The sequence below is a fragment of the Pseudomonas sp. YA1 genome (assembly GCF_058680555.1).
Genome location: NZ_JBZWBG010000002.1, coordinates 231766 through 255501, shown reverse-complemented (window position 1 = coordinate 255501; position 23736 = coordinate 231766). Strand labels below are relative to the sequence as shown.

22 protein-coding genes are annotated in these 23736 nt (G+C 66.2%); 10 read left to right on the top strand and 12 right to left on the bottom strand.

Translation table 11 applies throughout. The features are described 5' to 3' along the window. Nucleotides 1–77: 77 nt before the first annotated feature. Entirely contained in the window at nt 78–476 is a 399-nt protein-coding gene (locus AC4OR5_RS03525) for a YbaY family lipoprotein (RefSeq protein WP_003119337.1), read from the bottom strand. A 142-nt stretch (nt 477–618) separates the two neighbouring features. Next, on the bottom strand, nt 619–3123 hold the full coding sequence (gene plsB / locus AC4OR5_RS03520) for a glycerol-3-phosphate 1-O-acyltransferase PlsB (protein WP_003098641.1): 2505 nt from the start codon (nt 3121–3123) through the stop codon (nt 619–621). A 283-nt stretch (nt 3124–3406) separates the two neighbouring features. On the opposite strand from plsB, the gene AC4OR5_RS03515 reads away from it, so the two are divergent. Genes AC4OR5_RS03515 through AC4OR5_RS03500 form a run of 4 tightly spaced genes read left to right on the top strand, consistent with a single transcriptional unit; the run spans nt 3407 to nt 7903 of the window. Further along, nucleotides 3407–4330 carry an ABC transporter ATP-binding protein gene (locus AC4OR5_RS03515; protein ID WP_003122138.1) on the top strand — a complete coding sequence of 308 codons (924 nt, stop codon included), beginning with the start codon at nt 3407–3409 and terminating at the stop codon, nt 4328–4330. Then, complete coding sequence (locus tag AC4OR5_RS03510; protein WP_058161237.1) at nt 4327–5061, top strand: ABC transporter permease; 735 nt, start codon at nt 4327–4329, stop codon at nt 5059–5061. The genes AC4OR5_RS03515 and AC4OR5_RS03510 overlap by 4 nt, the downstream gene beginning before the upstream one ends. Nucleotides 5062–5071: 10 nt before the next feature. Further along, nucleotides 5072–6919, top strand: coding sequence for a GldG family protein (locus AC4OR5_RS03505; RefSeq protein ID WP_058161236.1), 1848 nt, complete (start codon nt 5072–5074; stop codon nt 6917–6919). A 3-nt stretch (nt 6920–6922) separates the two neighbouring features. Next, complete coding sequence (locus tag AC4OR5_RS03500; protein ID WP_058161235.1) at nt 6923–7903, top strand: DUF4340 domain-containing protein; 981 nt, start codon at nt 6923–6925, stop codon at nt 7901–7903. Nucleotides 7904–7909: 6 nt separating this feature from the next. Here the strand turns inward: AC4OR5_RS03500 and AC4OR5_RS03495 are convergent, their stop codons facing one another. The 5 genes from AC4OR5_RS03495 to AC4OR5_RS03475 all read right to left on the bottom strand — a co-directional run bounded on the left by AC4OR5_RS03495 (nt 7910) and on the right by AC4OR5_RS03475 (nt 11675). Continuing rightward, nucleotides 7910–8332, bottom strand: coding sequence for a SufE family protein (locus AC4OR5_RS03495; RefSeq protein ID WP_003092439.1), 423 nt, complete (start codon nt 8330–8332; stop codon nt 7910–7912). Then, nucleotides 8329–9534, bottom strand: coding sequence for a cysteine desulfurase (locus AC4OR5_RS03490; protein WP_023125416.1), 1206 nt, complete (start codon nt 9532–9534; stop codon nt 8329–8331). Before AC4OR5_RS03490 ends, AC4OR5_RS03495 begins: the two co-directional genes overlap by 4 nt. Before the next feature lie 93 nt (nt 9535–9627). After that, nucleotides 9628–10662 carry a 2,3,4,5-tetrahydropyridine-2,6-dicarboxylate N-succinyltransferase gene (dapD, locus tag AC4OR5_RS03485; protein WP_003092431.1) on the bottom strand — a complete coding sequence of 345 codons (1035 nt, stop codon included), beginning with the start codon at nt 10660–10662 and terminating at the stop codon, nt 9628–9630. Nucleotides 10663–10691: 29 nt separating this feature from the next. Next, entirely contained in the window at nt 10692–11315 is a 624-nt protein-coding gene (locus tag AC4OR5_RS03480) for a LysE family translocator (protein WP_003109344.1), read from the bottom strand. 12 nt (nt 11316–11327) lie between these two features. After that, on the bottom strand, nt 11328–11675 hold the full coding sequence (locus AC4OR5_RS03475) for an ArsC family reductase (RefSeq protein WP_003098619.1): 348 nt from the start codon (nt 11673–11675) through the stop codon (nt 11328–11330). Nucleotides 11676–11977: 302 nt separating this feature from the next. On the opposite strand from AC4OR5_RS03475, the gene AC4OR5_RS03470 reads away from it, so the two are divergent. Continuing rightward, nucleotides 11978–12331, top strand: coding sequence for a YkgJ family cysteine cluster protein (locus tag AC4OR5_RS03470; RefSeq protein WP_003092421.1), 354 nt, complete (start codon nt 11978–11980; stop codon nt 12329–12331). Between the two features lie 14 nt (nt 12332–12345). Here the strand turns inward: AC4OR5_RS03470 and AC4OR5_RS03465 are convergent, their stop codons facing one another. Together AC4OR5_RS03465 and AC4OR5_RS03460 are read right to left on the bottom strand one after the other, a co-directional pair. Beyond that, on the bottom strand, nt 12346–12639 hold the full coding sequence (locus tag AC4OR5_RS03465; RefSeq protein WP_003138008.1) for a hypothetical protein: 294 nt from the start codon (nt 12637–12639) through the stop codon (nt 12346–12348). Between the two features lie 321 nt (nt 12640–12960). After that, nucleotides 12961–13320: a hypothetical protein gene (locus tag AC4OR5_RS03460; RefSeq protein WP_003092416.1), complete on the bottom strand. Its 360-nt coding sequence runs from the start codon at nt 13318–13320 to the stop codon at nt 12961–12963. Between the two features lie 237 nt (nt 13321–13557). Between AC4OR5_RS03460 and AC4OR5_RS03455 the strand changes: the two genes are divergently transcribed. Then, nucleotides 13558–15303 carry a Na+/H+ antiporter gene (locus AC4OR5_RS03455; protein ID WP_003109341.1) on the top strand — a complete coding sequence of 582 codons (1746 nt, stop codon included), beginning with the start codon at nt 13558–13560 and terminating at the stop codon, nt 15301–15303. Between the two features lie 49 nt (nt 15304–15352). On the opposite strand, the gene dapC is transcribed toward AC4OR5_RS03455, so the two are convergent. From dapC to map, 3 genes are all read right to left on the bottom strand, one after another. After that, the gene (dapC, locus tag AC4OR5_RS03450) at nt 15353–16561 is read right to left on the bottom strand and encodes a succinyldiaminopimelate transaminase (protein ID WP_003092403.1); all 1209 of its coding nucleotides are present in this window, start codon (nt 16559–16561) and stop codon (nt 15353–15355) included. A 17-nt stretch (nt 16562–16578) separates the two neighbouring features. Beyond that, nucleotides 16579–19281: a [protein-PII] uridylyltransferase gene (locus AC4OR5_RS03445; RefSeq protein ID WP_003109340.1), complete on the bottom strand. Its 2703-nt coding sequence runs from the start codon at nt 19279–19281 to the stop codon at nt 16579–16581. Nucleotides 19282–19447: 166 nt separating this feature from the next. Then, on the bottom strand, nt 19448–20233 hold the full coding sequence (map, locus tag AC4OR5_RS03440) for a type I methionyl aminopeptidase (protein ID WP_003092395.1): 786 nt from the start codon (nt 20231–20233) through the stop codon (nt 19448–19450). Between the two features lie 264 nt (nt 20234–20497). On the opposite strand from map, the gene rpsB reads away from it, so the two are divergent. From rpsB to frr, 4 genes are all read left to right on the top strand, one after another. Next, nucleotides 20498–21238 (top strand): 30S ribosomal protein S2, encoded by a 741-nt coding sequence (gene rpsB / locus AC4OR5_RS03435; protein ID WP_003092394.1) that lies wholly within the window; start codon nt 20498–20500, stop codon nt 21236–21238. A 130-nt stretch (nt 21239–21368) separates the two neighbouring features. Beyond that, nucleotides 21369–22238 (top strand): translation elongation factor Ts, encoded by an 870-nt coding sequence (tsf, locus tag AC4OR5_RS03430; RefSeq protein WP_003092393.1) that lies wholly within the window; start codon nt 21369–21371, stop codon nt 22236–22238. A 198-nt stretch (nt 22239–22436) separates the two neighbouring features. Further along, complete coding sequence (pyrH, locus tag AC4OR5_RS03425) at nt 22437–23174, top strand: UMP kinase (protein ID WP_003092391.1); 738 nt, start codon at nt 22437–22439, stop codon at nt 23172–23174. Nucleotides 23175–23176: 2 nt separating this feature from the next. Then, the gene (gene frr / locus AC4OR5_RS03420) at nt 23177–23734 is read left to right on the top strand and encodes a ribosome recycling factor (protein WP_003092390.1); all 558 of its coding nucleotides are present in this window, start codon (nt 23177–23179) and stop codon (nt 23732–23734) included. The last annotated feature ends 2 nt before the right edge of the window (nt 23735–23736 follow it).

Here is a 23736-nt window from a genome sequence, read left to right as displayed (position 1 = left end):
GCAACCGGTAGCGAATAGGAGGTGGAGTGTACTGGAGGGAACCACCGATTCGCACCGGCGGCTTGCCGCGGTGTGCTTCAGCGCGCCGATTCGACCTGCACGCGATAGGGCTGCGGGTCGCTGCCGTCGAGTTTCACCGAGTGGCGGGTGGTGTTGATGAACAGCAAGCGGCCGTTCAGCTCGATGCGCGCGCTCACCGCGTAGCTGTGGCCCGGCTTGACCTGCTTCGGGTCGTACTCCAGGTGGAACGCCAGCGGCACCTGGCTGGTGATCTCGCGGGTCTGGCTGGCCAACTGCACCGAAGGGGCGTCGGCCAGGGACACGTCTTCCAGGCTCACGCTCAGGCGCGCCGAGGGCGGCAGGGCGATACGCTCGCGGTAGAAGACCTCACCATCGAAGCTGGCGTTCGAAGTCGATTGCTGGGTACCGCAGCCGGCGAGGATGCTGGCGGCGAGCAGCAATGGCAGTTTTTTCATGGGAGCCTCCTTTCAGACGGAACAAAAAACGAGCGGGCCTCTGACCCGGGAAACCAGCATAGGTTGCCGGGCCGGAACAGGGAAAGGTCGCAGGATATTTCAGCGGAGCGGCGCCCGTCCCTCGCAGGGCGGGCGCCGGGTCTCAGTTGGCGGCTGCGTCGTTGCTTTCGGCGGCGGCTTCCTCGGCGGGACGCTCCAGCGCCACCTGGCGGATCGACAGGCGGATCTCCGCCGGCAGCACGCGCTTGGCGGCGCCTTCGGCCAGTTCGCCGAGCAGTTCGTGGTAGCTCAGTTTGCCGGCCTCGTCCTTGCGCAGCACACGCAGGTCGAGAAGGGTCTGGATGAAGTGGCGGAACAGGCTCTTGTCGAAGAACTCCGGGGCGTTCAGGCCATGCAGGATCGACAGGCGCTGGGCCATCACGGTGCAGAGGTTCTCCAGTTCCTCGGCGGTCAGGGCGTTCTGCCCGGCGTTGAGCAGCAGGGCGATGGCCATGTAGAAGCGCTGCAGGGTCTGGGTCACCGAACGAGCGAGGAGGATCAGCAGCACGTATTGCCGCGAGCTTGGCGCCGGGCGGATGAAGGTGTCGTTCTCCTGGCGCAGCAGGTCCTGTTCCACCAGGGCCGCCAGCCACTGGTCGATCACCGCGTCGAGTTCGTCCAGGCTCCAGCGGATGAACAGTTCCGCCTGCAGGTAGGGATAGAGCGCGCGGGCGAAGCGCAGCAACTGTTCGCGGCTGATCCGCGAGTTGCTCTGGAAGAAGCTGGCGATCAGCGCCGGCAGGGCGAAGACGTGGAGGACGTTGTTGCGGTAGTAGGTCGCCAGCACCGCGTTCTGTTCGTCGAGATAGAGGATGCGGCCCAGCGCGTCCTTCTGCTCGGCCAGCAGGTTCATGCTCTTCACGTATTCGATCAGGGCCTGGCCGTCGCCGTCCGGCAGGGTCGCGCTGGGCGAGTAGGGCACCTTGCGCAGCAGCGCCAGGTAGAGGTCGAGGATTCGCGCCAGGGCGCTTTCGTCGAGGGCCTGGCGGCTGGTGGAGAGCAGCGCCAGGGCGACCAGGTTGACCGGGTTGATCGCCGCCGCGTCGTTGAGGTGGCGGGCGACGTCCTTGGCCAGCAGGTTGGTGGTCTGCGGCAGCCAGTCGGGGCGGTATTCCGGGCCGAGGTCCTGGTCCTGCCAGTCGGGCTGGTGGCGGTCGAGGAACTGGTCGAGATGGATCGGCTCGCCGAAGTTCACCCAGACCTGGCCGAAACGCTGCTTCAGGGCGCCGACCACCTTGAACAGGTCGAAGATCGACTCCTTCTTCTTGGTCGCGCCGCGCAGTTCGCCGAGGTAGGTGCGGCCTTCCAGCACGCGTTCGTAGCCGATGTAGACCGGTACGAAGACGATCGGCCGGCGCGAGTCTCGGAGGAAGCTGCGCAGGGTGATGGCGAGCATGCCGGTGCGTGGGTGGAGCATGCGCCCGGTACGCGAACGGCCACCCTCGACGAAGTACTCGGTGGAGAAGCCGCGGGAGAACAGGGTGTGCAGGTACTCGTTGAACACCGCGGTGTAGAGCTGGTTGCCCTTGAAGCTGCGGCGCATGAAGAAGGCTCCGCCGCGGCGCAGGATCGAGCCGATCACCGGCATGTTCAGGTTGATCCCGGCGGCGATGTGCGGCGGGGTCAGGCCGTTGCGGAACAGCAGGTAGGAGAGCAGCAGGTAGTCGATGTGGCTGCGGTGGCAGGGCACGTAGACGATCTCGTTGCCCTGGGCCACGTCCTGCACCCGCTCGATGTGGTTGACCTTGACCCCTTCGTACAGCTTGTTCCAGAACCAGCTGAGGATGACTTCGAGGAAGCGGATCACCGGATAGGAGAAGTCCGAGGCGATTTCATTGGCGTAGCGCAGCGCGATGCCTTCGGCCTTCTCCTGGGATATCCGTTCGCTCTCGCATTCCTCGTTGATCGCCTGGCGTACCAGCGGCGCGCGCAGCAGGCCCTTGACCAGGTTGCGGCGGTGCGACAGGTCGGGACCGATTACCGCGGTCTTCAGGTTGCGGAAGTGCACCCGGAGGATACGGTTGACCATGCGCAGCGTGCGTTCGTGGCCCTTGCCCTGTTCCACCAGCTCGCGCAGGTGGATCGGCGCGGAGAACTGCACGCGGGTCTTGCGTCCGAGAATCAGGATGCGCGCCAGCTTGCGCAGGCGCCCGGTGACCGCCCAGTTGTCGGCGAACAGCAGCTTCCAGGGGCTCGATTCGCTGTCCGGCGATTGTCCCCAGAACACGCTGACCGGAATGATCTGCGCGTCGTCGAGACCGTTCTGGCCGACCGCGGCGAGCATGCGCACCAGGGTCGGCGAGGCGCCGCGCTTGTCCTGGCGGCCCAGCCAGTCGGGTTCGGGCGTCAGGTAGAAGAACGCCGCCGGCTCGATGGCGTCGCCTACCGCTACCGGCATCACCGGACGCGGCAGCCCGGCCTTGCGGCATTCGGTATCCACTACCGCGAGATCGCTGACCGAAGGCTGTTGCAGCACGTAGAGCACCGGCTTGCTGCGGTCGATCTTCAGGGTGAAGGCCGATTGGTTGATGGTTTCCGAGCGTACCCAGAGGTACAGCAGGCGGCGCAGGGCGCCAAAACCAAAGCGGCGGAAAGGGTAGCGGGGCATACGGTGTCTACTGGCAGTTGATCGGGACCCGGCGTGGCGGGCGCGGCTAGTTTGCCGCAATCCCCGGAGGGCCGCAAAAGAACGCAACGCGTCCTACGGCGAACGGCGGCGAACAGGTTGCGAATGTAGAACCTTCGGCAGGCGTTCGGGTTCTGTCACGTTTTGCCAAGGTTCTCCCGATGCCCCGTATTGCCAGGCGGCGGGGCGCTTCGGCTATAGTCCCTGCGCGTTTTTCGCGGCCCTGGCCGGACATGGCGGCGGCCGCCGGAACAGGTAGGGGACCATGATCGAAACAAGAAACCTCGGCAAACGCTTCGGCTCGCGGGTGGCGGTGGACGACCTGTCCTTCCAGGTGGAGACGGGGGAGGTACTGGGCTTCCTCGGTCCGAACGGCGCCGGCAAGTCCACCACCATGAAGATGCTCACCGGCTTCCTGGCGCCCAGCGCCGGCACCGCGAGCATCTTCGGCTTCGACATCCGCAACCGCACGCTGCAGGCGCAGCGGCTGATCGGCTACCTCCCGGAAGGTTCGCCCTGCTACGCGGAAATGACCGTGCAGGGCTTCCTCGATTTCATCGCCGAGATCCGTGGCTACCGTGGTGCCGGCAAGCGCGAGCGGGTCGCCCGGGCACTGGGGCTGCTGGAACTGGACGAGGTGCGCCGGCAGACCATCGAAACCCTCTCCAAGGGCTTCCGCCGGCGTGTCGGCCTGGCCCAGGCGATCCTCCACGAACCGCGGGCGCTGGTGCTCGACGAGCCCACCGACGGGCTCGATCCGAACCAGAAGCACCAGGTCCGCGAACTGATCCGCGGCCTCGCGCAGGAGCGCATCGTGATCATCTCCACCCATATCCTCGAGGAAGTCTCGGCGCTGTGCAGCCGCGCCCTGGTGATCGGCGGCGGGCGGCTGCTGGCGGACAGCACGCCGCTGGAGCTGGCCAGCCGCTCGCGCTACCACCAGGCGGTGACGCTCTACAGCGACGAGCCCCTGGATGCCGTGGCGCTGGCGGTGCTGCCGGGCGTGGCGGGCATCGAGGAGAACCCCGCCGAAGGCAGCCTGACCGTCCTGGCGCAGCCGGGCGCGGTGATCTTCCCCCAGGTCAGCGGGCTGGTCGCCGAGCGCGGCTGGCGGATCCGCGAACTGGACGTGGAGCGCGGCCGGCTCGACGAGGTATTCCGCAACTTGACCCGGGGGACGGAGGCATGAAGCAACTGCCGGTGATCTTCAAGCGCGAGCTGGCGAGTTATTTCGCCACGCCGCTGGCCTATGTGTTCATCGTGATCTTCCTGGTCCTGGCGGGCGTGTTCACCTTCTACCTGGGCAACTTCTACGAACGCAACCAGGCCGACCTGGCCTCCTTCTTCGCCTTCCATCCCTGGCTCTACCTGTTCCTGGTTCCCGCGCTGGCCATGCGCCTGTGGGCGGAGGAGCGCAAGTCCGGCTCGATCGAGCTGCTGATGACCCTGCCGCTGACCCGCTTCGAAGCCGTGGCCGGCAAGTTCCTGGCCACCTGGGCGTTCGCCGGAATCGCGCTGCTGCTGACCTTCCCCATGGTGCTCACGGTGAACTACCTGGGCGAGCCGGACAACGGTGCGATTCTCGCCGGCTATCTGGGCAGTTGGCTGCTGGCCGGCGGCTACCTGGCCATCGGTTCGTGCATGTCGGCCCTGGCGAAGAACCAGGTGATCGCTTTCATCCTCGCCGTGGCCGCCTGCTTCCTGTTCATGCTCAGCGGCTTTCCGCTGGTGCTCGATGCGTTCAGCCAGTGGGCGCCGCAGTGGTTGCTCGATGCGGTGGCCTCGCTGAGCCTGCTGACCCGCTTCGATGCCGTCAGCAAGGGCGTCATCGACCTGCGCGACCTGCTGTATTTCGTCAGCCTGATCGTCGCCTGGCTGGCCGCCACGGCGGTGGCGGTCGACCTGAAGAAAGCCGAATGAGGGGGAGTCGATGAAACGCGTGTTGTCCTCTGGCGCCGGGCTGTTGCTGATCGCGCTGGCGTTCCTGGCCTTCAACATGGTCTCCGGCCTGCTGTTCAGCGGCGCGCGGCTCGACCTGACCGAGCAGAAGCTCTACACCATCAGCCCCGGCACCAAGCGGATCCTGGCCGGCCTCGACGAGCCGATCAACCTGTACTTCTTCTATTCGGATAGCGGTGCCCGGGAACTGGTGCCGCTGCGCAACTACGCCAGGCGCGTCGAGGAACTGCTGCGCGCCTACGAGCGCGAGGCGAACGGCAGGATTCGCCTGCAGGTGATCGATCCCGAGCCGTTCTCCGAGAACGAGGACAAGGCCACCGAGTTCGGCCTGCAAGGAATTCCCCTGCAGCAGGGCGGCGACAACCTGTACTTCGGCCTGGCCGGCAGCAACGCCCTGGACGGAGTCCAGGTCATACCCTTCTTCCCGCTCGATCAGGAGGAGTTCCTCGAATACGACATCAGCCGCCTGGTGCAGACCCTGGCCCAGCCGCAGCGGCCGGTGGTCGGCCTGATGTCGTCGCTGCCGCTCAATGGCGGCTTCGACATGGCCAGCCGGCAGCCGACCTCGCCGTGGATGGTCATGGAGGAAATCCGCCAGCAATTCGACCTGCGCAGCCTCAAGAGCGATGCCACGGAAATCCCGCCGGAGGTCTCGGTGCTGCTGCTGGTGCATCCCAAGCAGTTACCCGAGCAGACGCTATACGCCATCGACCAGTTCGTCCTGCGCGGGGGCAAGCTGCTGGCGTTCGTCGACCCCTTCAGCGAGGCCGACAGCGGCAGCGATTTCACCGCTACGCTGGATGGCGACAAGTCGTCCGACCTCGCGCCGCTGTTCGAGGCCTGGGGGCTGCGCCTGCTGCCGGGCAAGGTGCTCGGCGACGGCGCCTATGCGATGTCCATCAGTCTTGGCCGGGACCAGCGTCCGGCCCGGCATCCGGCCTGGCTCAGCTTGCCGCGCGAGGCGCTGGACCAGGACGACATCGCCACTGCCGGCCTGGAAAGCCTGACCCTGGCGACGCCCGGCATCCTCGAAAGGCTCCCCGGAGCGAGCACCAGCTTCACGCCTTTGCTGCAAAGCTCGGCCCAGGCGATGCCGTTCGATGCCTCGCGCTTCGGCCTGCTGCGTGACCCCGGCGATCTGATGCGCGAGCTGCGCCCGAGCGGCCGGCGGCATACTCTCGCCGCCCGTATCCAGGGGCCGGCGAAGAGTGCCTTCGCGGAGGGCATCGAGGGGCATCGCGGAGGCCTGAAGGAGGCGCGCAACATCAATGTCATCGTCGTGGCCGATACCGACCTGCTCAGCGATCGCATGTGGGTCCAGGTGCAGGACTTCTTCGGCCAGCGCGTGCCGCAGCCCTGGGCCGACAACGGCGCGCTGGTGGTCAACGCGCTGGACAACCTGTCGGGCACCGATGCGCTGATCAGCGTGCGCTCCCGCGGCCGGTTCAGCCGGCCGTTCGTGGTGGTCGAGCGCCTGCAGCGCGAGGCCGAGACGAGCTTCCGGCAGAAGGAGGAGCAGCTCAAGCAGCGCCTCGCCGATACCGAGCAGCAACTCGCCGCTCTACAGCAGGGTGCCGACCCGGAGAAGGCCGTCGAACTGACGCCCGAACAGCAGGCCACGGTGCGCCAGTACATGCAGGAGAAGCTGCGCATCCGTAAGGAACTACGCGAGGTGCAGTACCAGTTGAACGCCGATATCGACGCACTGGGCCGCACCCTGAAGCTGGTCAATATCGCCCTGGTTCCCTCGTTGCTCACGGTCGGCGTGCTGCTCGGCTGGCTCTGGCGGCGCCGGCGCATGGCCCGGGGAGGGCATTGACGCATGCGGCGCAATACGCTGATCGTCCTGCTGGCGCTGGTGGCGGCGCTGGTCGGAACCTTCGCCTGGCTGCAGCGCGAGCGCGCAGCCGAGGTACCTGCCTTGCCGGTGGCAGAGGGCTGGCTGCCGGAACTGGACAGCGCGACGCTGAGTGGCCTGCACGTGCAGTTTGCCGACGGTTCGCCGGATATCTGGGTCGAGCGGCGTGCGGGCGCGTGGGTCCTGCCGGCCAAGGCCGGCTATCCGGCCGTTCGGCTACGCTTGTCGGCGCTGCTCGAGGCACTGGCAGAGGCGCGCAAGGTCGAGGCGAAGAGCGCCAACCCGAAGAACCACGCGATGCTTGGCCTGGCGGAGCGTGGCGAGGGGCAGGCGCTACGCCTGAGCCTGCAGCGGCAGTCCGGCGAGCCTCTGGTGCTGCTGGTGGGCAAAGATGCGCAGCATGGCGGTAGCTTCGTACGACGACTGGGCGACCCGCAGGCCTGGCTGATCGACAAGCGCCTGCCGTTGCCGAACAACGAGCTGGAGTGGCTCGACCGGCGGATCGCCACGCTGCCCTTCGCCCGGGTGCGCGAACTGCAACTGCGCTATCCGAAGGGCGAGCGTCTGGATCTCTATCGCGACGACGCCGGGCAGCCGAACCTGCAGGTCCGGCAATTGCCCACAGGGCGCAAGCTGGCCTATGAGGCAGCGGCCAACGGCGCGGCGGCGCTGTTCGCCGACCTGCGTTTCGCCGATGTAGCGCCGCTGGCGCAGGTGGGATTCAGACAGGCGCCATTGCTCCTGGCGTTCAGCCTGCGGACGTTTTCCGGCGCGCGCCTGGATGGCGAGATTCGGCGCCAGGGCGAGCAATACTGGTTGTTGCCGAAGAGCGTCGAGGGCTTCGCCGAGGGCGAGGTCGCCGCCCATCCTGACTGGGCCTATCGGATCGAAGAGGACCGCTACCGCGCCCTGGCCCGGCACCTGCCGGAGCTGCTGGCGCGCTGAGCGGGCTCAGCCGGCGGTCTGGCCGGCCAGTTCGCGCATGCGTTGCAGCACAGCGTTCAGGCCGTTGCTGCGCGAGGGCGACAGTTGGCGGGAAAGACCCAGGCAGGTGAACCAGTCGTTGAGGTCCAGGCGCGCCAGTTCGCGGGTCTCGATGCCGTCGACCCGTGCCAGCAGCACCGCCAGCAGGCCGCGGATCAGGCGCGCGTCGCTGTCGGCACGGAAGCGCCAGTGGCCGTCGCGCTGCTCGCCGAGCAGCCAGACCAGGCTTTCGCAACCGTGCACGCGATGCTCTTCCTGGCGTTCGTGTTCCGCGAGCGGCGCCAGGCGCTCGCCCCATTGCAGCAGCAGGCGTGCACGCTGTTCCCAACTGGCGGTGTGACCGAAGGCGTCCAGTGCCTCCTGGGCCTGTTCGGGGAGAACCGGGTTCATCGCAGCAACTCCAGTGAGCGGTCGAGGGCCAGGAAGAAGCGCTCCAGATCGTCGGCATCGTTGTACAAGCCCAGCGAGACACGCAGGGCGCCGGGTACCTGGAGGCGTTGCAGCAGCGGCATCGCGCAATGGTGGCCGGCGCGCACCGCGATGCCCTGCTCGCCGAGCAGGTGGGCGAGATCGGCGACGTGCACGCCGTCGACGCAGAAGCTGGCCAGCGCCGCCTGCGGTTCGCCGAGCAGGCTGACGCCGTCGCGCGCCAGCAGGCCGGCGAGCAGGCGGGCGTGGAGGGCGCCTTCGTGGGCGGCGACTTCGGCTTCGTCCAGGGTGGCCAGCCAGTCGATGGTCGCGCCCAGGCCGATCGCCGCGGAAACCGCCGGGGTGCCCGCCTCGAAGCCGAGCGGAGCGGCATGGAAGCTGGCTTCGTGGAAGCCGGTGTGGCGTACCATCTCGCCGCCGAACTGCCAGTGCGCCAGTTGCTCCAGGGCCTGCGGGCGACCCCAGAGCACGCCGATGCCGTCGGGGCCGTAGAGCTTGTGGCCGGAGAATGCGTAGAAGTCGCAGCCCAGGCCCGGCAGGTCGTGGCGTCCGTGGACGCTGCCTTGAGCGCCGTCGACCAGGGTCCAGGCACCGCGCTCGCGGGCCAGCTGGATCAACTCCACCACCGGTTGCCAGGTGCCGAGAACGTTGGACAACTGGCTGATCGCCAGCAGGCGGGTACGCTCGCCGATGATATGGCGAGCCTGCTCCAGGTCGATCACCCCGCGCTCGTCCAGCGGCAACACGCGCAGGACCAGGCCGCGGCGCAGGGCCAACTGCTGCCAGGGAAGCAGGTTGGCATGGTGTTCCAGGGCACTGACCAGCAGTTCGTCGCCAGGCCGGAAATGCCGCTCCAGGCCATAGGCCACCAGGTTGATCGCCTCTGTGGTGCCGCGGGTGAACAGCACCTCGGCCGGGTTGCCGGCGTGCAGCCAGTGGGCGACGCGGCTACGCGCGGCCTCGAAGGCCCGGGTGGCGCGCTCGCCGGGGACATGTTGGGCGCGGTGGACGTTGGCGGCGCCGCCAAGGTAGTAGCCGTTCAGGGCGTCGAGTACGGCCTGTGGCTTCTGGGTGGTGGCGGCGCTGTCGAGGTAGGTCAGGCCTTCCGCGGCGAAGGCGGAAAAGGCCGGAAAGTCGGCGCGCCAGGGAGACGGCAGGGACATGGCGGACACTGTGCGAGGACGGTTACAGGGGAAAGGGTAGCGCACCCGGCGGCGCTGGCGAGCGCCGTCGGGCGAACGGGGAGCGAGCTGGGCTCAGTTGTGCGCGTGCAGCGCTTCGTTCAGCTCGATGGCGGTCTTGTTGGTCTTGCACTCCACCGCACCGTTCTGCGAGTTGCGGCGGAACAGCAGGTCGGGCTGGCCGGCCAGGTCGCGGGCCTTGACCACTTTCACCAGGGCGTTCTGCTCGTCGAGCAGGGCGACCTTGGTGCCGGCGGTGATGTACAGGCCGGCCTCGACGATGTTGCGATCGCCCAGCGGGATGCCGATGCCGGCGTTGGCGCCGATCAGGCAGCCTTCGCCGACGCTGATGACGATGTTGCCGCCACCGGAAAGGGTGCCCATGGTCGAGCAGCCGCCGCCCAGGTCCGACCCCTTGCCGACGAACACGCCGGCGGATACGCGGCCTTCGATCATGCCCGGGCCTTCGGTGCCGGCGTTGAAGTTGACGAAACCTTCGTGCATCACCGTGGTGCCTTCACCGATGTAGGCGCCCAGGCGCACGCGGGCGGTGTCGGCGATGCGTACGCCGGCCGGGACCACGTAGTCGGTCATCTTCGGGAACTTGTCGACGGAGAAGACTTCCAGCAGCTTGCCCTTCAGTCGCGCTTCCAGTTGCAGTTCGGCCAGCTCGGCCAGGTCCACCGCGCCGATGTTGGTCCAGGCCACGTTCGGCAGGAGCGGGAAGATGCCGCTCAGGTTCACAGCGTGCGGTTTGACCAGGCGGTGGGAGAGCAGGTGCAGCTTGAGGTAGGCCTCCGGGGTGGAGGACGGCGCGGCGTCTTCCGCCAACAGGGTGGCGACCAGCGGCTTCTGGCTTTCCGCCAGGCGCGAGAGCAGGGCCGACTGAGCGGCGTCGATACCCTTCAGGGCGTCGGCCAGCTGGTAGGCCTGCTGCGAAGTGAAGGTCAGCGCCTGGTTGCCGGCTGCGTAGCCAAGGATCGGTGCGACGGCAGCGACGATTTCGCTCGAAGGCTTGAGCAGCGGCAGCGCGTAGAACACTTCCAGCCAGGCTTCCTGGCGGTTCTGGGTGCCGACGCCGAAGGCCAGGCTGAACAGGGATTGCGACATGTGGGTTTCCTCGAAACGGAGTGGAACGGTCAGGCCGGACGGCGGCTGAGCAGCAGGCCCAACCCCGCGCTGCCGAGCAGCGCGGCGCAACCGCGGTTGAACAGACGCCGGGCCCGCTGGCCGGCGAGCAGCCGGCCGAGGTGGAGCCCGGCATAGGAATAAAGAGCGATGGCCAGCCATTCGAGCAGCAGGAATGCCGCGCCGAGCTGGGCGAACTGGGCGCCCAGCGGTTGGCCGGGATCGACGAACTGCGGCAGGAAGGCGGTGAAGATCAGGATCGCTTTCGGGTTGCCCGCCGCCACCAGGAACTCCTGGCGCCCCAGGCGCCAGAGGCTGGGACGCGCCGGGCTGGCTTCGTTCGCCAGTGGCTGCGCATCGGCCCGCCACAATTGCACCGCAAGCCACAACAGGTAGGCAGCGCCGAGCAGCTTGATCGCCAGGAACAGCCAGGCCGAGGTGTGCAGCACCAGCGCCAGCCCGGAGGCGGCCAGGGCGAGCATGCCGGCGAATGCCAGCAGGCGCCCGCCGCCGGCCAGCGAGGCGGTGGCGAAACCGTGCCGCGCGGCGTTGTTCAGCGACAGCAGGTTGTTCGGCCCCGGCGCCAGGTTGAGGGCGAAGCAGGCGGGTACGAACAGGGCCCAGGCGATGCTCATGCGGCCTCCCGCTCAGGCCAGCGCGGCGGCGTAGGCGTCGGGCTTGAAGCCGACCAGCGTCCTGCCGCCCAGTTCCAGCACCGGGCGCTTGATCATCGACGGCTGGGCCAGCATCAGCTCGATCGCCTTGGCTTCGTCGAGATCGGCCTTCTGCGCTTCGTCGAGCTTGCGGAAGGTAGTGCCGGCGCGGTTGAGGACGGTCTGCCAGCCGTGCTCCGCGCACCAGCGCCGCAGGTGTTCGCGGTCGATGCCGACGGCCTTGTAGTCGTGGAAGTCGTAGGCGACCTTGTGCTCGTCGAGCCAGGTCCGAGCCTTCTTCATGGTGTCGCAGGCTTTGATGCCGTAGAGAACGTAGGTCATTGTTTTTCCTTTGGGGTTTTGGCTCCTCCAAAACCCCTCCAATATTCCTCTAAAATTCCTGCCGGATTATGCCACGTCGTTCCGCCCCTGTGCGGTCTCGGGGCTACCGCATCGGGAGCGGCGTGACGGCAGATAGCCGTGGACGGGCGGGCGGACAGGGAGCCGGGCTGTTTCCCTGGCCGGGAACGGAGAGAGCGCAGGTTGAACAGGTCGATTCGGCTCGCTGGAGAGCATCCTTACCGGTACTTTCGGAATGCTCCGGTCCGCGCTGTACAATCCTTCCCCCGCCGAGGAGATTTCCCATGAGTTGCATCGGTCGCCAGATAGACCAATTACGCCTGCAGATACCGGGCTTCGCCTGCAAGCCCGGCTGCCACGATTGCTGCGGGCCGGTTACCGCCTCGTCGGAAGAGATGGCCCGCCTGCCGCTGAAGAGCGAGGCCGAACACGACGCCGCCCTGGCCGAGTGGAACTGCGTCCATCTCGGACCGAACGGCTGCGAGGCCTATGAGGAACGTCCGCTGATCTGCCGGCTGTTCGGCACCACGCCGAACCTGCCCTGCCCGGAGGGGCGGGGGCCCGAAGTGCCGGTGGCGGAGCAGGTGGAGCGACAGGTCCATGCGCTGATCGCCAGCACTCGCCAGGTGCTGGTGTAGCGGCCTGCCCGCCGCTAGGTTTCCGCGGTCTCGGTGGCGCGGGACTGCAGGGACGGTTCGAAGGCTGGTTCGGGCGGCGTTTCCTCTAGGGGCATCGGCTCGTCCGCAGAGAGTTTCTGGAGAACCGCGGCGATCCGCTCGATGCTCTCTTCGAGCTCGAGCACCCGGTTGACCATGTACAGGATCATCTCCGGCGAACTCAGGTGCGCCAGCCGCATGGTCGCCTGCAAGTCGTCGTGGCGGTTGTCCCGGTCGGCCATTAGTGTTTCCGCCAGGCTCTTCAGCAACAGCATCTCGGCGCGCCTCATGGGCCGCTGCTCCGCGATTCCGCGGTAGGGGAAAAAGCTCGTTCCATCTCGCGACCTACCCGAAACGACTACATCCAAAGGTGTAATTCTACATTGCCATCACTTCGATCGTCGGACAATAGCCGCGTTCCAGACGCCTTGCACAGGTGACGAACGGGACTCGAAGCGGCCTGGTCTGCATGGCCGGGTGATGGGCGAGTTCCTTGATGCGGGGCGGCGGCTGTTTGGCGCAGGACAAAAAAAGCCCCGCCGGGTAGGCGAGGCTCAGGGGGAGAACAGCGTGCGGGGGCTCGCTGTCCGGGATGAATCGTCGTGGTGCGCTTAGCCGCAGGGCTGCTGCGGACCGCCGGTCATGCTCTCGACGCTGTCCAGCACGGCATGGCCCTTGCCGACCTTCTGCACGTCGTCGACGTCGCGCATGATGCTGCCGCCGTCGCTCATCTGGTTGCGGGTCTTGATCAGGTTGGTGGTGATGTCCAGCAGGCTGCGACCGGTAGCGATCAGGTCATTGGTGGCGCTGGGGGTGCAAGGGGTGTTGGCGGAGGCGACCTGGGCCTGGCCGGGTTGCCCGGGCTGGGTGGTGCGGTAGCCCTGGGTCAGTGCGTTCTGCTGGAGGCAGCCGGAGGTGGCGGCGAACATCGAGGCGAGCAGCAGTGCGGAAGTAAGTCCCTTGCTTGTCATGGCGGCATTCCTTTGTCTGAGTGGGCGCTGCACCCCGTACTCCTTCGGGGCGTCGTCCTGGCCGACGCTACGGCGGGCCTGGACTGAAGGGGAGTGTAGGAGCGTCTCGCACCGCTATGAAATAGCTCGGATGTACTAGTGCGGGAACCTTGGCCGGGCGCCCCGGTCGTCGCCGCGGAGGGGGCGGACGCGCGGGGTAGAGCGGCGGGGCTAGGAAAGACCGTACGGATTGTGCGAATGTCGGATAGCTGCCTACCGATCGCGATGGTGCAATCGGCGCAGTCGCATCGTCCAGGGACGAAGCCGGAGATCCCCGCCCTCATGCAAACCGTGTACACCGTTCTGACCCTGCTGCTGGTCGTCGGCGCCACCCGCCTGGCCGCCCAGTTGCTGCCCTTGCCGCTACCGCTGATCCAGATCGCCGCCGGGGCCCTGCTGGCCTTGCCGTCCCTCGGGCTGCACATTGCCCTCGACCCGGAACTGTTCCTCTTCCTGTTCATTCCGCCGCTGCTGTTCGTCGACGGCTGGCGCATTCCCAAGCGGGAAGTCTGGCGGATGCGCTGGCCGATCCTGATGATGGCGTTCGGCCTGGTGTTCTTCACCGTGGTCGGCGCCGGCTATTTCATCCATCTGCTGATCCCGGAAATTCCCCTGGCGGCTTCCTTCGCCCTCGCCGCCGTGCTGTCGCCCACGGACGCCCTGGCGGTCTCGGCGATCACCCAGGGGCGGCTGCCCAAGCGCCTGATGCACCTGCTGGAGGGCGAGGCGCTGATGAACGATGCCTCTGGCCTGGTGGCATTCAAGTTCGCCATCGCCGCGGCGATGACCGGCGTGTTCTCGCTGGTAGACGCCAGCCTCAACTTCCTCCTGGTCGCGGTCGGCGGCCTGGCCATCGGGGTGTTCCTCAGCTGGTCGCTGGGCCGCATCCGCGCCTGGATGATCTCCCGTGGCTGGGACGACCCGGCGACCCACGTGGTACTGATGCTGTTGCTGCCGTTCGCCTCCTACATGGTGGCGGAACACCTGGGTGTCTCCGGGATTCTCTCGGCGGTGGCGGCCGGCATGATGCAGAGCTGGGTCGACCTGCTGCCGCGGCAGACTTCCACGCGCCTGCTCAACCGCAGCGTCTGGTCGATGCTGGAGTTCGCCTTCAACGGCGTGGTGTTCCTGCTGCTCGGCCTGCAGTTGCCGGACATCATGAAGTCGGTGGCCAACCACCACGGCGACCTGCTCTGGCGTTCCTCGCTGCTGCTGGCCTACGTGGCGGCGATCACCGCCGTGCTGATGCTGATCCGCTACGGCTGGGTCTATGGCTACTGGAAGCTGTCGCTGCGCATCGATCGCTGGCGCGGCAAGAGCCCGCCCGGGCTGAGCGGCATCTCCCTGCGCCGTCTCTCCGCCCTCAGTGCATTGAGCGGCGTGCGTGGTGCGGTGACCCTGGCGGCGGTGCTGTCGGTACCGATGAGCCTGATGGATGGTAGCGCCTTCCCGCAGCGCGACCTGATCATCTTCATCGCCACCAGCGTGATCCTGATTTCCCTGATCGGCGCGACCATCGGCCTGCCGCTGCTGCTGCGCGGACTGCCGGCGAGCAACAATGGCGCCCACGAGCGCGAGCGGCGCGAGGCCTGGCGCAAGACCGCGGAGGCGGCGATCCGGGCCCTGGAGAGCGAGGAACTGCCGCAGGTGGAAGGCAACGATGCGGCGAATACTTCGCGGGTCGCCGAGGCGCGTGCGCAGATCATGGCCGAATACCGCCAGTCGCTGGATACCGCACCGACCACCGATGAGGCCCGCGACCAGGCCCAAGCCCTGGAGATCGCCGACAAGGCCTTGCGCCTGAAGGCGTTGCGCGCGCAGCGCCTGGAACTGTACCGGCAGCGGCGCAACAACGAGATCGACGACGAGACCCTGGGCGATATCCTGCGCGAGCTGGACCAGCAGGAAAGCTGGCTGACCAATCGCTTCGCCCGCTGGGTGTGAACGAAAAGGGATCGCCGCGGCGATCCCTTTTCGTTTCTCCGCGCAGGCTTCAGCGCGCCCGCAGGTAGTCGCGGATGCGCTCGGCGGCTTCGACGCACTCGGCCAGCGGTGCCACCAGGGCCATGCGCACGCGGTTGGCGCCGGGGTTCTCGCCGTCCACCTCGCGCGACAGGTAGGAACCCGGCACCACCGTCACGTGCTGCTGCTCGAACAGTTCGCGGGTGAATACGGTGTCGTCCACCGGGGTGCGTGCCCACAGGTAGAAACTGCCGTCCGGGCGCTGTACGTCGAGCACGCCGTCGAGGATCGCCAGCACGGCGTCGAATTTCTCGCGGTAGAGGCTGCGGTTGGCGCGCACATGGACCTCGTCGTTCCAGGCGGCGATGCTCGCCAACTGGGTCTGCACCGGCATGGCGCAGCCGTGGTAGGTGCGGTAGAGGAGGAATTTCTTCAGGATCTCCGCGTCGCCGGCGACGAAGCCCGAGCGCAGGCCGGGCAGGTTGGAGCGCTTGGACAGGCTGTGGAACACCACGCAGCGGCTGAAGTCCGTGCGGCCCAGCTCGGCGCAAGCGTTGAGCAGGCCGGGCGGCGGGGCGTTTTCGTCGAAGTAGAGTTCGCTGTAGCACTCGTCGGCGGCGATCACGAAGTCGTAGCGGTCGGCCAGGGCGATCAGCTTCTTCAGGGTCTCCAGCGGTACCAGGGCCCCGGTGGGGTTGCCCGGCGAGCAGAGGAAGAGAATCTGGCAGCGCTGCCAGGTCGCCTCGTCGACCGCGTCGAAATCGGGGTTGAAGCCGTTTTCCTCGCGGCAGGGCAGGTAGTGCGGCACGGCTCCGGCGAGCAGCGCCGCGCCTTCGTAGATCTGGTAGAACGGGTTCGGGCTGACCACCAGGCCGGGCGCCTCGCCGGGCTCGCTGCGGCGGACCACGGTCTGGGTGAAGGCGAACAGCGCCTCGCGGGTACCGTTCACCGGCAGTACGTGGCGCGCCGCATCCAGCCAGCCGGCCGGCACCGAGAAGCGCCGCTCGCACCAGCGCGCGATGGCTTCGCGCAGGGCCGGCAGGCCGAGGGTGGTCGGGTAGACCGCGAGCTGGTCCAGGTTCTCCGCCAGGGTTTCGGCGACGAAGCTCGGCGAGCGATGCTTGGGCTCGCCGATGGACAGTGCGATCGGCTTCAGCGTCGCGGGCGGCCGGGCGCCGCCGAGCAGGGCGCGGAGCTTCTCGAAGGGGTAGGGCTGGAGGTTGTCGAGTGCGGTATTCATGGCGTTGGCAAGGCTTCTCAGAAGTTTATCCGGGTAGGCAGGGTGTCCCGTCCGTTGTCTTGTGACAGCTGCTCGACCAGGGCGGCCTGCAGGCGTTTGCACAGGTCGGGGTCGGCGAGCGGCTGGTTGCGCGCATCGGTGATGTAGAAGACGTCCTCCACACGCTCGCCGAGGGTGGCGATCTTGGCGTTCTGCACCGACAGGTCGAAATCCAGGAAGATGCCGCCGATCCGCGCCAGCAGGCCGGGACGGTCGGGGGCGATGACTTCGAGCACCGAGACCTGGCGCAGCGCGTCGGTGGAGATGGTCACTTGCGGGGCGAAGGCGAAGTGCTTGAGCTGGCGCGGCACCCGGCGCTGGATGATGGTCGGGTAGTCGTCGGGGTTCTTCAGCGCGTCGATAAGCCCCTCGCGGATCTCGGCAATGCGCTCCGGGTTGTTGCCGATGGAGTCGCCATCGGCGTCGAGCACGATATAGGTATCGAGGGTGAACTGGCTGGTGGAGGTGATGATCCGCGCGTCCTGGATGCTCAGGTTGAGCTGGTCCATGGCGGCCACGGTGACCGCGAAGAAATCGTGCTGGTCGGCGGCGTAGATGAAGATCTGCGAACCGCTCTCGAACTCGCGCTGGGTGGTTTCCTTGATCAGCACCAGCGGCGTGCCGTCGTCCGGGTGCTGGAGGATCGCCTCGGTGTGCCAGGCCACGTCGCCGGCGGTGTGGCGCAGGAAGTAGTCGTCGCCGAGCTGGCTCCATAACTGCTCGGCATCGTCCTGGTCGATGCCGTTGCGTACCAGTTGGTCGAGGGCCGCGGTCTGCGTCTGGCGGATCTGCTCCTCGCGGTCCACCGGGTTCTCCAGGCCGCGGCGCAGGGCGCGCTTGGTCTCGGTGTAGAGCTGCCGGAGCAGGCTGGCGCGCCAGGAGTTCCAGAGCGTCGGGTTGGTGGCGTTGATGTCGGCCACGGTGAGCACGTACAGGTAGTCGAGGTGGGTCTGGTCGCCGACCAGTTGGGCGAAATCGAAGATCACCTGCGGGTCGGAGAGGTCCTTGCGTTGCGCGGTGGTCGACATCACTAGGTGGTTCTGCACCAGCCAGGACACCAGTTGGGTGTCCCAGGGCGGCAACTGGTGGCTCTGGCAGAAGGCCTCGGCGTCCACCGCGCCGAGTTCCGAGTGGTCGCCGCCACGGCCCTTGGCGATGTCGTGGTAGAGACCGGCGATGTAGATCAGTTCCGGCTTGGGCAGACGATCGATGATCTTGCTCGCCAGCGGATATTTCTCGGCCATCTCCGGCCGATTCAGCTTGCGCAGGTGCTTGATCAGGTTGAGGGTGTGGGCGTCCACCGTATAGATATGGAACAGGTCGTGCTGCATCTGCCCGATGATATGGCCGAACTCCGGCAGGTAGCGGCCGAGGATGCCGTAGCGGTTCATCCGCCGCAGGTTGCGGTGGATACCCTGGCTGCTCTTGAACAGCTCGATGAACAGGCTGGTGTTGCGGATGTCGTGGCGGAACTCGTCGTCGATCAGGTGTCGGCTGTCGCGCAGCAGGCGAATGGTGTCGGCGCGCACGCCCTTGATTTCCGGGTGCTGGGCCATCAGCACGAAGATTTCCAGGAGGGCGAACGGGGTGCGCTTGAAGACGTTCGGGTGCGTCACCTCGATGTAGCCGTCGCGCAACTGGAAGCGACTGTTCAGCGGCTGGATCTGCACCGGCTGCTCGCAGGGCAGGATGACTTCCTCGAAGTGCTGGATGATCAGGTCGTTCAGCTCGGAGATCGCCATCACCACCCGGTAGTACTTCTGCATGAAGCGTTCGACCGCCAGCTTGACGTCGTTGTCTTCGTAGCCGAACAGACGGGCGATGCTGCGCTGGTGATCGAACAGCAGGCGATCCTCGGCGCGCCCGGCGAGCATGTGCAGGGCATAGCGGACCCGCCAGAGGAACTCCTGGCTGGAAGCCAGCATGCTGCACTCGCTTTCCACCAGGAAGCCTTCGCGCACCAGGGCGTGCAGGTTGAGGCTGCCGAACTGGCGGCGGGCCATCCAGAGGATGGTCTGGATGTCGCGCAGGCCGCCGGGGGAGCCCTTGACGTTGGGCTCGAGGTTGTACTCGGTGTCGTTGTACTTGGCGTGGCGGCGCTGCTGTTCGTGGCGTTTGGCCAGGAAGAACTCCTTGCTCGGCCACATGTGCGCGCTGCCGGTAACCTGCAGCATGCGCTGGCGCAGGCTGTCGGGGCCGCAGATGGTGCGGCACTCCATGAGGGTGGTGATCACCGTCAGGTCGGCGCGCGCTTCCTCCGCGCACTGCTGCACCGAGCGCACGCTCTGGCCGACTTCCAGGCCGATGTCCCAGAGCAGGGTGAGGAAGCCTTCGATCGGTTCGCGGAAGCTCTCCTGGTCCTCGCTGTCGAGGAGGATCAGCAGGTCGACGTCGGAGTAGGGGTGGAGTTCGCCGCGGCCGTAGCCGCCCACGGCGACCAGGGCGATGTCGGCGTCGTCTCCCCAGTCGAAGCGCTGCCAGGCCTGTTGCAGGATCTGGTCGACGCACCAGGCGCGATCTTCGATCAGGCGGCGGATGTCGCGGCCGCTGTTGAAACGGTTGTCGAGCACTTCGCGGAATTGCCGGATGGCCTTCTTGAAGGCCGCGATCGGGCTGGACTTCAAGGCCAGTTCCGCCTGGAACTGCCCGCGATCGAACAATTCGGGATCCACCTGCGGCATGCGGCCTTCCTTTATCTGCTAGCGGTTGGGTTCGATACGCGAGCGCCCCGTTTTGGTGCGTTTATGCGCTGTATTGGTGCGCGCGCTGCGCCGAATCGGGGCGTCGGCCCCGCCGGAATGGGGCGGGGCGTCGAGGCGCACGGCTGGCAGCAAAAGCCGGGCCGGATCAGGCTGCCGAGGTGCGCGGGAAGGTTTCGTCGTTGCGCAGGGTGAGGATCTCGTAGCCATCGGCGGTGACCAGCACGGTGTGCTCCCATTGCGCGGACAGCTTGCGGTCCTTGGTGATCGCGGTCCAGCCGTCGCCGAGCAGGCGGGTCTCCGGGCGGCCCTGGTTGATCATCGGCTCGATGGTGAAGATCATGCCTTCCTTCAGCTCGATGCCGGTACCCGCACGACCGTAGTGGAGGACCTGCGGCTCCTCGTGGAACACCTTGCCGATGCCATGGCCGCAGTATTCGCGGACCACCGAGAAGCCGTTCTTTTCCGCGTGCTTCTGGATGATTTCGCCGATATCGCCCAGGTGCGCGCCCGGACGCACCACGGAAATGCCCTTGTACATGCATTCCTGGGTGATCTGGCAGAGGCGGTCGGCCCATTCCGGGGTCTTGCCGACCAGGAACATCTTGCTGGTGTCGCCGTGGTAGCCGTCCTTGATGACGGTGATGTCGACGTTGAGGATGTCGCCTTCCTTCAGCGGCTTCTCGTTGGGGATGCCATGGCAGACCACATGGTTGATCGAGGTGCAGATCGACTTGGGAAAGCCCTTGTAGTTCAGCGGGGCGGGAATCGCCTTCTGCTCGTTGACGATATAGTCGTGGCAGATGCGATCCAGCTCCTCGGTGGTCACGCCGGGCTTGATGTGTTCGCCGATCATTTCCAGCACTTCGGCGGCCAGGCGGCCGGCGATGCGCATCTTCTCGATATCGTCGGGCGTCTTGATGGTGACGGTCATGCGAATTCTCTTCGGGCGTGCAAGCACGCATGAATAATAAGGAATACGCGATTCTAGCAGACCTGACCGACCGATCTACTCCCGCCCGGCCATCCGCGGCGGGTTTCACTGCGTCCACGGTTATGGTATAAAGCGCCCCGCTCCGAGGCTGCGGCCTTTTCCGGAGCACAAACCCACACATGCATCGACACGATGGCCTGGGTGCCCGCAAGGGTTGGTCATTGGGATGCGTGGAGGCCTAACCCGACTTATCGAGGAACTATCATGTCCCAAGTCAACATGCGCGATATGCTGAAGGCCGGTGTGCACTTCGGCCACCAGACCCGTTACTGGAACCCGAAAATGGGCAAGTTCATTTTCGGCGCGCGCAACAAGATCCATATCATCAACCTCGAAAAGACCCTGCCGATGTTCAACGAGGCCCTGACCTTCGTTGAGCGCCTGGCCGCTGGCAAGAACAAGATCCTGTTCGTCGGCACCAAGCGTTCCGCCGGCAAGATCGTTCGCGAGGAAGCCGCTCGTTGCGGCATGCCGTACGTCGACCATCGCTGGCTGGGCGGCATGCTCACCAACTACAAGACCATCCGTCAGTCGATCAAGCGCCTGCGCGACCTGGAAACCCAGTCCCAGGACGGCACCTTCGACAAGCTGACCAAGAAAGAAGCCCTGATGCGCAGCCGTGACCTCGAGAAGCTCGAGCGCAGCCTGGGCGGCATCAAGGACATGGGCGGCCTGCCGGACGCTCTGTTCGTGATCGACGTCGACCACGAGCGCATCGCCATCACCGAAGCCAACAAGCTGGGCATCCCGGTCATCGGCGTTGTCGATACCAACAGCAGCCCGGAAGGCGTCGACTATGTAATTCCCGGTAACGATGATGCCATCCGCGCCGTGCAACTCTACCTGAACTCGATGGCCGAAGCGGTAATCCGCGGCAAGCAGGGCGCTGCCACCAGCGCCGACGAGTTCGTCGAGGAAGCGCCGGCCGAATCCGCCGAAGGCTGATTCCGGGACGTTCAGACGTCCGACGGTGCGCAGGAAGGGGGCTAGGCCCCCTTTTTGCCACCTTTGAGTTTCTGCCCGGCAGGCCGGGCACAAAGGTTTTTTGAGAGCTACCACTCAAGAGGATTTCGAAATGGCAGAAATTACTGCAGCCATGGTTAAAGAACTGCGCGAGCGTACCGGCTTGGGCATGATGGAGTGCAAGAAGGCGCTGACCGCCGCTGGCGGCGACATCGAGAAGGCCATCGACGACATGCGCGCTGCCGGTGCGATCAAGGCTGCCAAGAAGGCCGGCAACATTGCCGCCGAAGGCTCGATCGCCGTCAAGATCGCTGCCGACAACAAGGCCGCCGTGATCATCGAAGTCAACTCCCAGACCGACTTCCTGGCCCTCCAGGACGACTTCAAGGGCTTCGTCGCCGAGAGCCTGGAAAAGGCCTTCAACGAGAAGCTGACCGACGCAGCTCCGCTGGTCGAAGCACGTGAGGAAGCTCGTCTGGCCCTGGTCGCCAAGACCGGCGAGAACGTCAACATCCGCCGCCTGACCCGCGTCGAGGGCGACGTGGTCGGCGCCTACCTGCACGGCCACCGCATCGGTGTCGTGGTCAACCTGAAAGGCGGCAACCCGGAACTGGCCAAGGACATCGCCATGCATGTCGCCGCCAGCAACCCGCAGTTCCTGAGCGCTTCGGAAGTTTCCGAAGAAGCGATCGCGAAAGAGAAGGAAATCTTCCTGGCGCTGAACGCCGACAAGATCGCCGGCAAGCCGGAGAACATCGTCGAGAACATGGTCAAGGGCCGCATCAGCAAGTTCCTCGCCGAAGCGAGCCTGGTCGAGCAGCCTTTCGTGAAGAACCCGGAAGTGAAGGTCGGCGACCTGGCCAAACAGGCCGGCGCCGAAATCGTTTCCTTCGTTCGTTACGAAGTGGGCGAAGGCATCGAGAAGGCCGAAGTGGACTTCGCTGCCGAAGTTGCCGCTCAAGTAGCCGCCACCAAGCAGTAACAAAGACGGTTTCGACTGTCGCCCCGGAAGAGGCTGCCCGCTGATGCGTGCGGCCTCTTCGTCAAATGGGGAAGCGTTCGGGGCAGCTTCCGCGTTGCCGGCCCGCTCGGCGGGCTCGCACGCAACGCAGGCGCAAAGTCGTCTCCACCCACGACGGCCCGGCCGTCACGTATTTTTATCGCCGCAGGAGAAAAGGTCATGGCTCAGCAACTGAGCGCTCGTCAACCTCGCTATAAACGCATTCTTCTAAAGTTGAGCGGCGAAGCCCTGATGGGCTCGGAGGAGTTCGGCATCGATCCCAAGGTGCTGGACCGCATGGCGCTGGAAATCGGCCAGTTGGTCGGGATCGGCGTGCAGGTCGGCCTGGTCATCGGCGGCGGCAACCTGTTCCGCGGCGCGGCGCTGTCCGCGGCCGGCATGGACCGGGTGACCGGCGACCACATGGGGATGCTGGCCACCGTGATGAACGGCCTGGCGATGCGCGATGCGCTGGAGCGCTCGAACATCCCCGCGCTGGTGATGTCGGCGATCTCCATGGTCGGTGTGACCGACCACTACGACCGCCGCAAGGCCATGCGCCACCTCGGCGGTGGCGAGGTGGTGATCTTCTCCGCCGGTACCGGCAACCCGTTCTTCACCACCGACTCGGCGGCTTGCCTGCGCGCCATCGAGATCGACGCCGACGTGGTCCTTAAGGCTACCAAGGTCGATGGCGTGTACACTGCCGACCCGTTCAAGGACCCGAATGCCGAGAAGTTCGAGCGCCTGACCTATGATGAAGTGCTCGACCGCAAGCTCGGCGTGATGGACCTGACCGCCATCTGCCTGTGCCGTGACCAGAACATGCCGCTGCGGGTGTTCAACATGAACAAGCCGGGCGCATTGCTGAATATTGTTGTTGGTGGTGCCGAAGGCACCCTGATCGAGGAGGGTTGAGAATGATCAACGAGATCAAGAAGGAAGCGCAGGAGCGCATGGGCAAGACCCTGGAAGCGCTGGGCCATGCCTTCGCGAAGATTCGCACCGGTCGCGCGCATCCGAGCATCCTGGATAGCGTGATGGTTTCCTATTACGGTGCCGATACGCCGCTGCGCCAGGTCGCCAACGTCACCGTGGAAGACTCCCGCACCCTGGCCCTGGCCGTGTTCGACAAGAGCATGATCCAGGCGGTCGAGAAGGCCATCATGACCTCCGACCTGGGGCTCAACCCGGCCACCGCCGGCACCACCATCCGCGTACCGATGCCGGCCCTGACCGAGGAGACCCGCAAGGGCTACACCAAGCAGGCGCGTGCCGAGGCCGAGCAGGCGCGGGTTTCCGTGCGCAACATCCGTCGCGATGCGCTGGCCCAGCTGAAGGACCTGCAGAAGGAAAAGGAAATCAGCGAGGACGAAGAGCGCCGCGCCGGCGACGACGTGCAGAAGCTGACCGACAAGTTCATCGGTGAGATCGAGAAGGCACTGGAAGCCAAAGAAGCGGACCTCATGGCTGTCTGAGG

Coding starts and splice junctions, on each gene's coding strand:
- rpsB (WP_003092394.1), top strand. CDS start 20,498: ATGTCCCAAGTCAACATGCGCGATATGCTGAAGGCCGGTGTGCACTTC.
- AC4OR5_RS03480 (WP_003109344.1), bottom strand. CDS start 11,315: ATGAGCATCGCCTGGGCCCTGTTCGTACCCGCCTGCTTCGCCCTCAAC.
- AC4OR5_RS03455 (WP_003109341.1), top strand. CDS start 13,558: ATGTCGGATAGCTGCCTACCGATCGCGATGGTGCAATCGGCGCAGTCG.
- AC4OR5_RS03470 (WP_003092421.1), top strand. CDS start 11,978: ATGAGTTGCATCGGTCGCCAGATAGACCAATTACGCCTGCAGATACCG.
- dapD (WP_003092431.1), bottom strand. CDS start 10,662: ATGTCGCAATCCCTGTTCAGCCTGGCCTTCGGCGTCGGCACCCAGAAC.
- plsB (WP_003098641.1), bottom strand. CDS start 3,123: ATGCCCCGCTACCCTTTCCGCCGCTTTGGTTTTGGCGCCCTGCGCCGC.
- dapC (WP_003092403.1), bottom strand. CDS start 16,561: ATGAATACCGCACTCGACAACCTCCAGCCCTACCCCTTCGAGAAGCTC.
- tsf (WP_003092393.1), top strand. CDS start 21,369: ATGGCAGAAATTACTGCAGCCATGGTTAAAGAACTGCGCGAGCGTACC.
- AC4OR5_RS03445 (WP_003109340.1), bottom strand. CDS start 19,281: ATGCCGCAGGTGGATCCCGAATTGTTCGATCGCGGGCAGTTCCAGGCG.
- frr (WP_003092390.1), top strand. CDS start 23,177: ATGATCAACGAGATCAAGAAGGAAGCGCAGGAGCGCATGGGCAAGACC.
- AC4OR5_RS03475 (WP_003098619.1), bottom strand. CDS start 11,675: ATGACCTACGTTCTCTACGGCATCAAAGCCTGCGACACCATGAAGAAG.
- AC4OR5_RS03490 (WP_023125416.1), bottom strand. CDS start 9,534: ATGTCCCTGCCGTCTCCCTGGCGCGCCGACTTTCCGGCCTTTTCCGCC.
- AC4OR5_RS03460 (WP_003092416.1), bottom strand. CDS start 13,320: ATGACAAGCAAGGGACTTACTTCCGCACTGCTGCTCGCCTCGATGTTC.
- AC4OR5_RS03500 (WP_058161235.1), top strand. CDS start 6,923: ATGCGGCGCAATACGCTGATCGTCCTGCTGGCGCTGGTGGCGGCGCTG.
- AC4OR5_RS03525 (WP_003119337.1), bottom strand. CDS start 476: ATGAAAAAACTGCCATTGCTGCTCGCCGCCAGCATCCTCGCCGGCTGC.
- AC4OR5_RS03465 (WP_003138008.1), bottom strand. CDS start 12,639: ATGAGGCGCGCCGAGATGCTGTTGCTGAAGAGCCTGGCGGAAACACTA.
- AC4OR5_RS03510 (WP_058161237.1), top strand. CDS start 4,327: ATGAAGCAACTGCCGGTGATCTTCAAGCGCGAGCTGGCGAGTTATTTC.
- map (WP_003092395.1), bottom strand. CDS start 20,233: ATGACCGTCACCATCAAGACGCCCGACGATATCGAGAAGATGCGCATC.
- AC4OR5_RS03505 (WP_058161236.1), top strand. CDS start 5,072: ATGAAACGCGTGTTGTCCTCTGGCGCCGGGCTGTTGCTGATCGCGCTG.
- pyrH (WP_003092391.1), top strand. CDS start 22,437: ATGGCTCAGCAACTGAGCGCTCGTCAACCTCGCTATAAACGCATTCTT.
- AC4OR5_RS03515 (WP_003122138.1), top strand. CDS start 3,407: ATGATCGAAACAAGAAACCTCGGCAAACGCTTCGGCTCGCGGGTGGCG.
- AC4OR5_RS03495 (WP_003092439.1), bottom strand. CDS start 8,332: ATGAACCCGGTTCTCCCCGAACAGGCCCAGGAGGCACTGGACGCCTTC.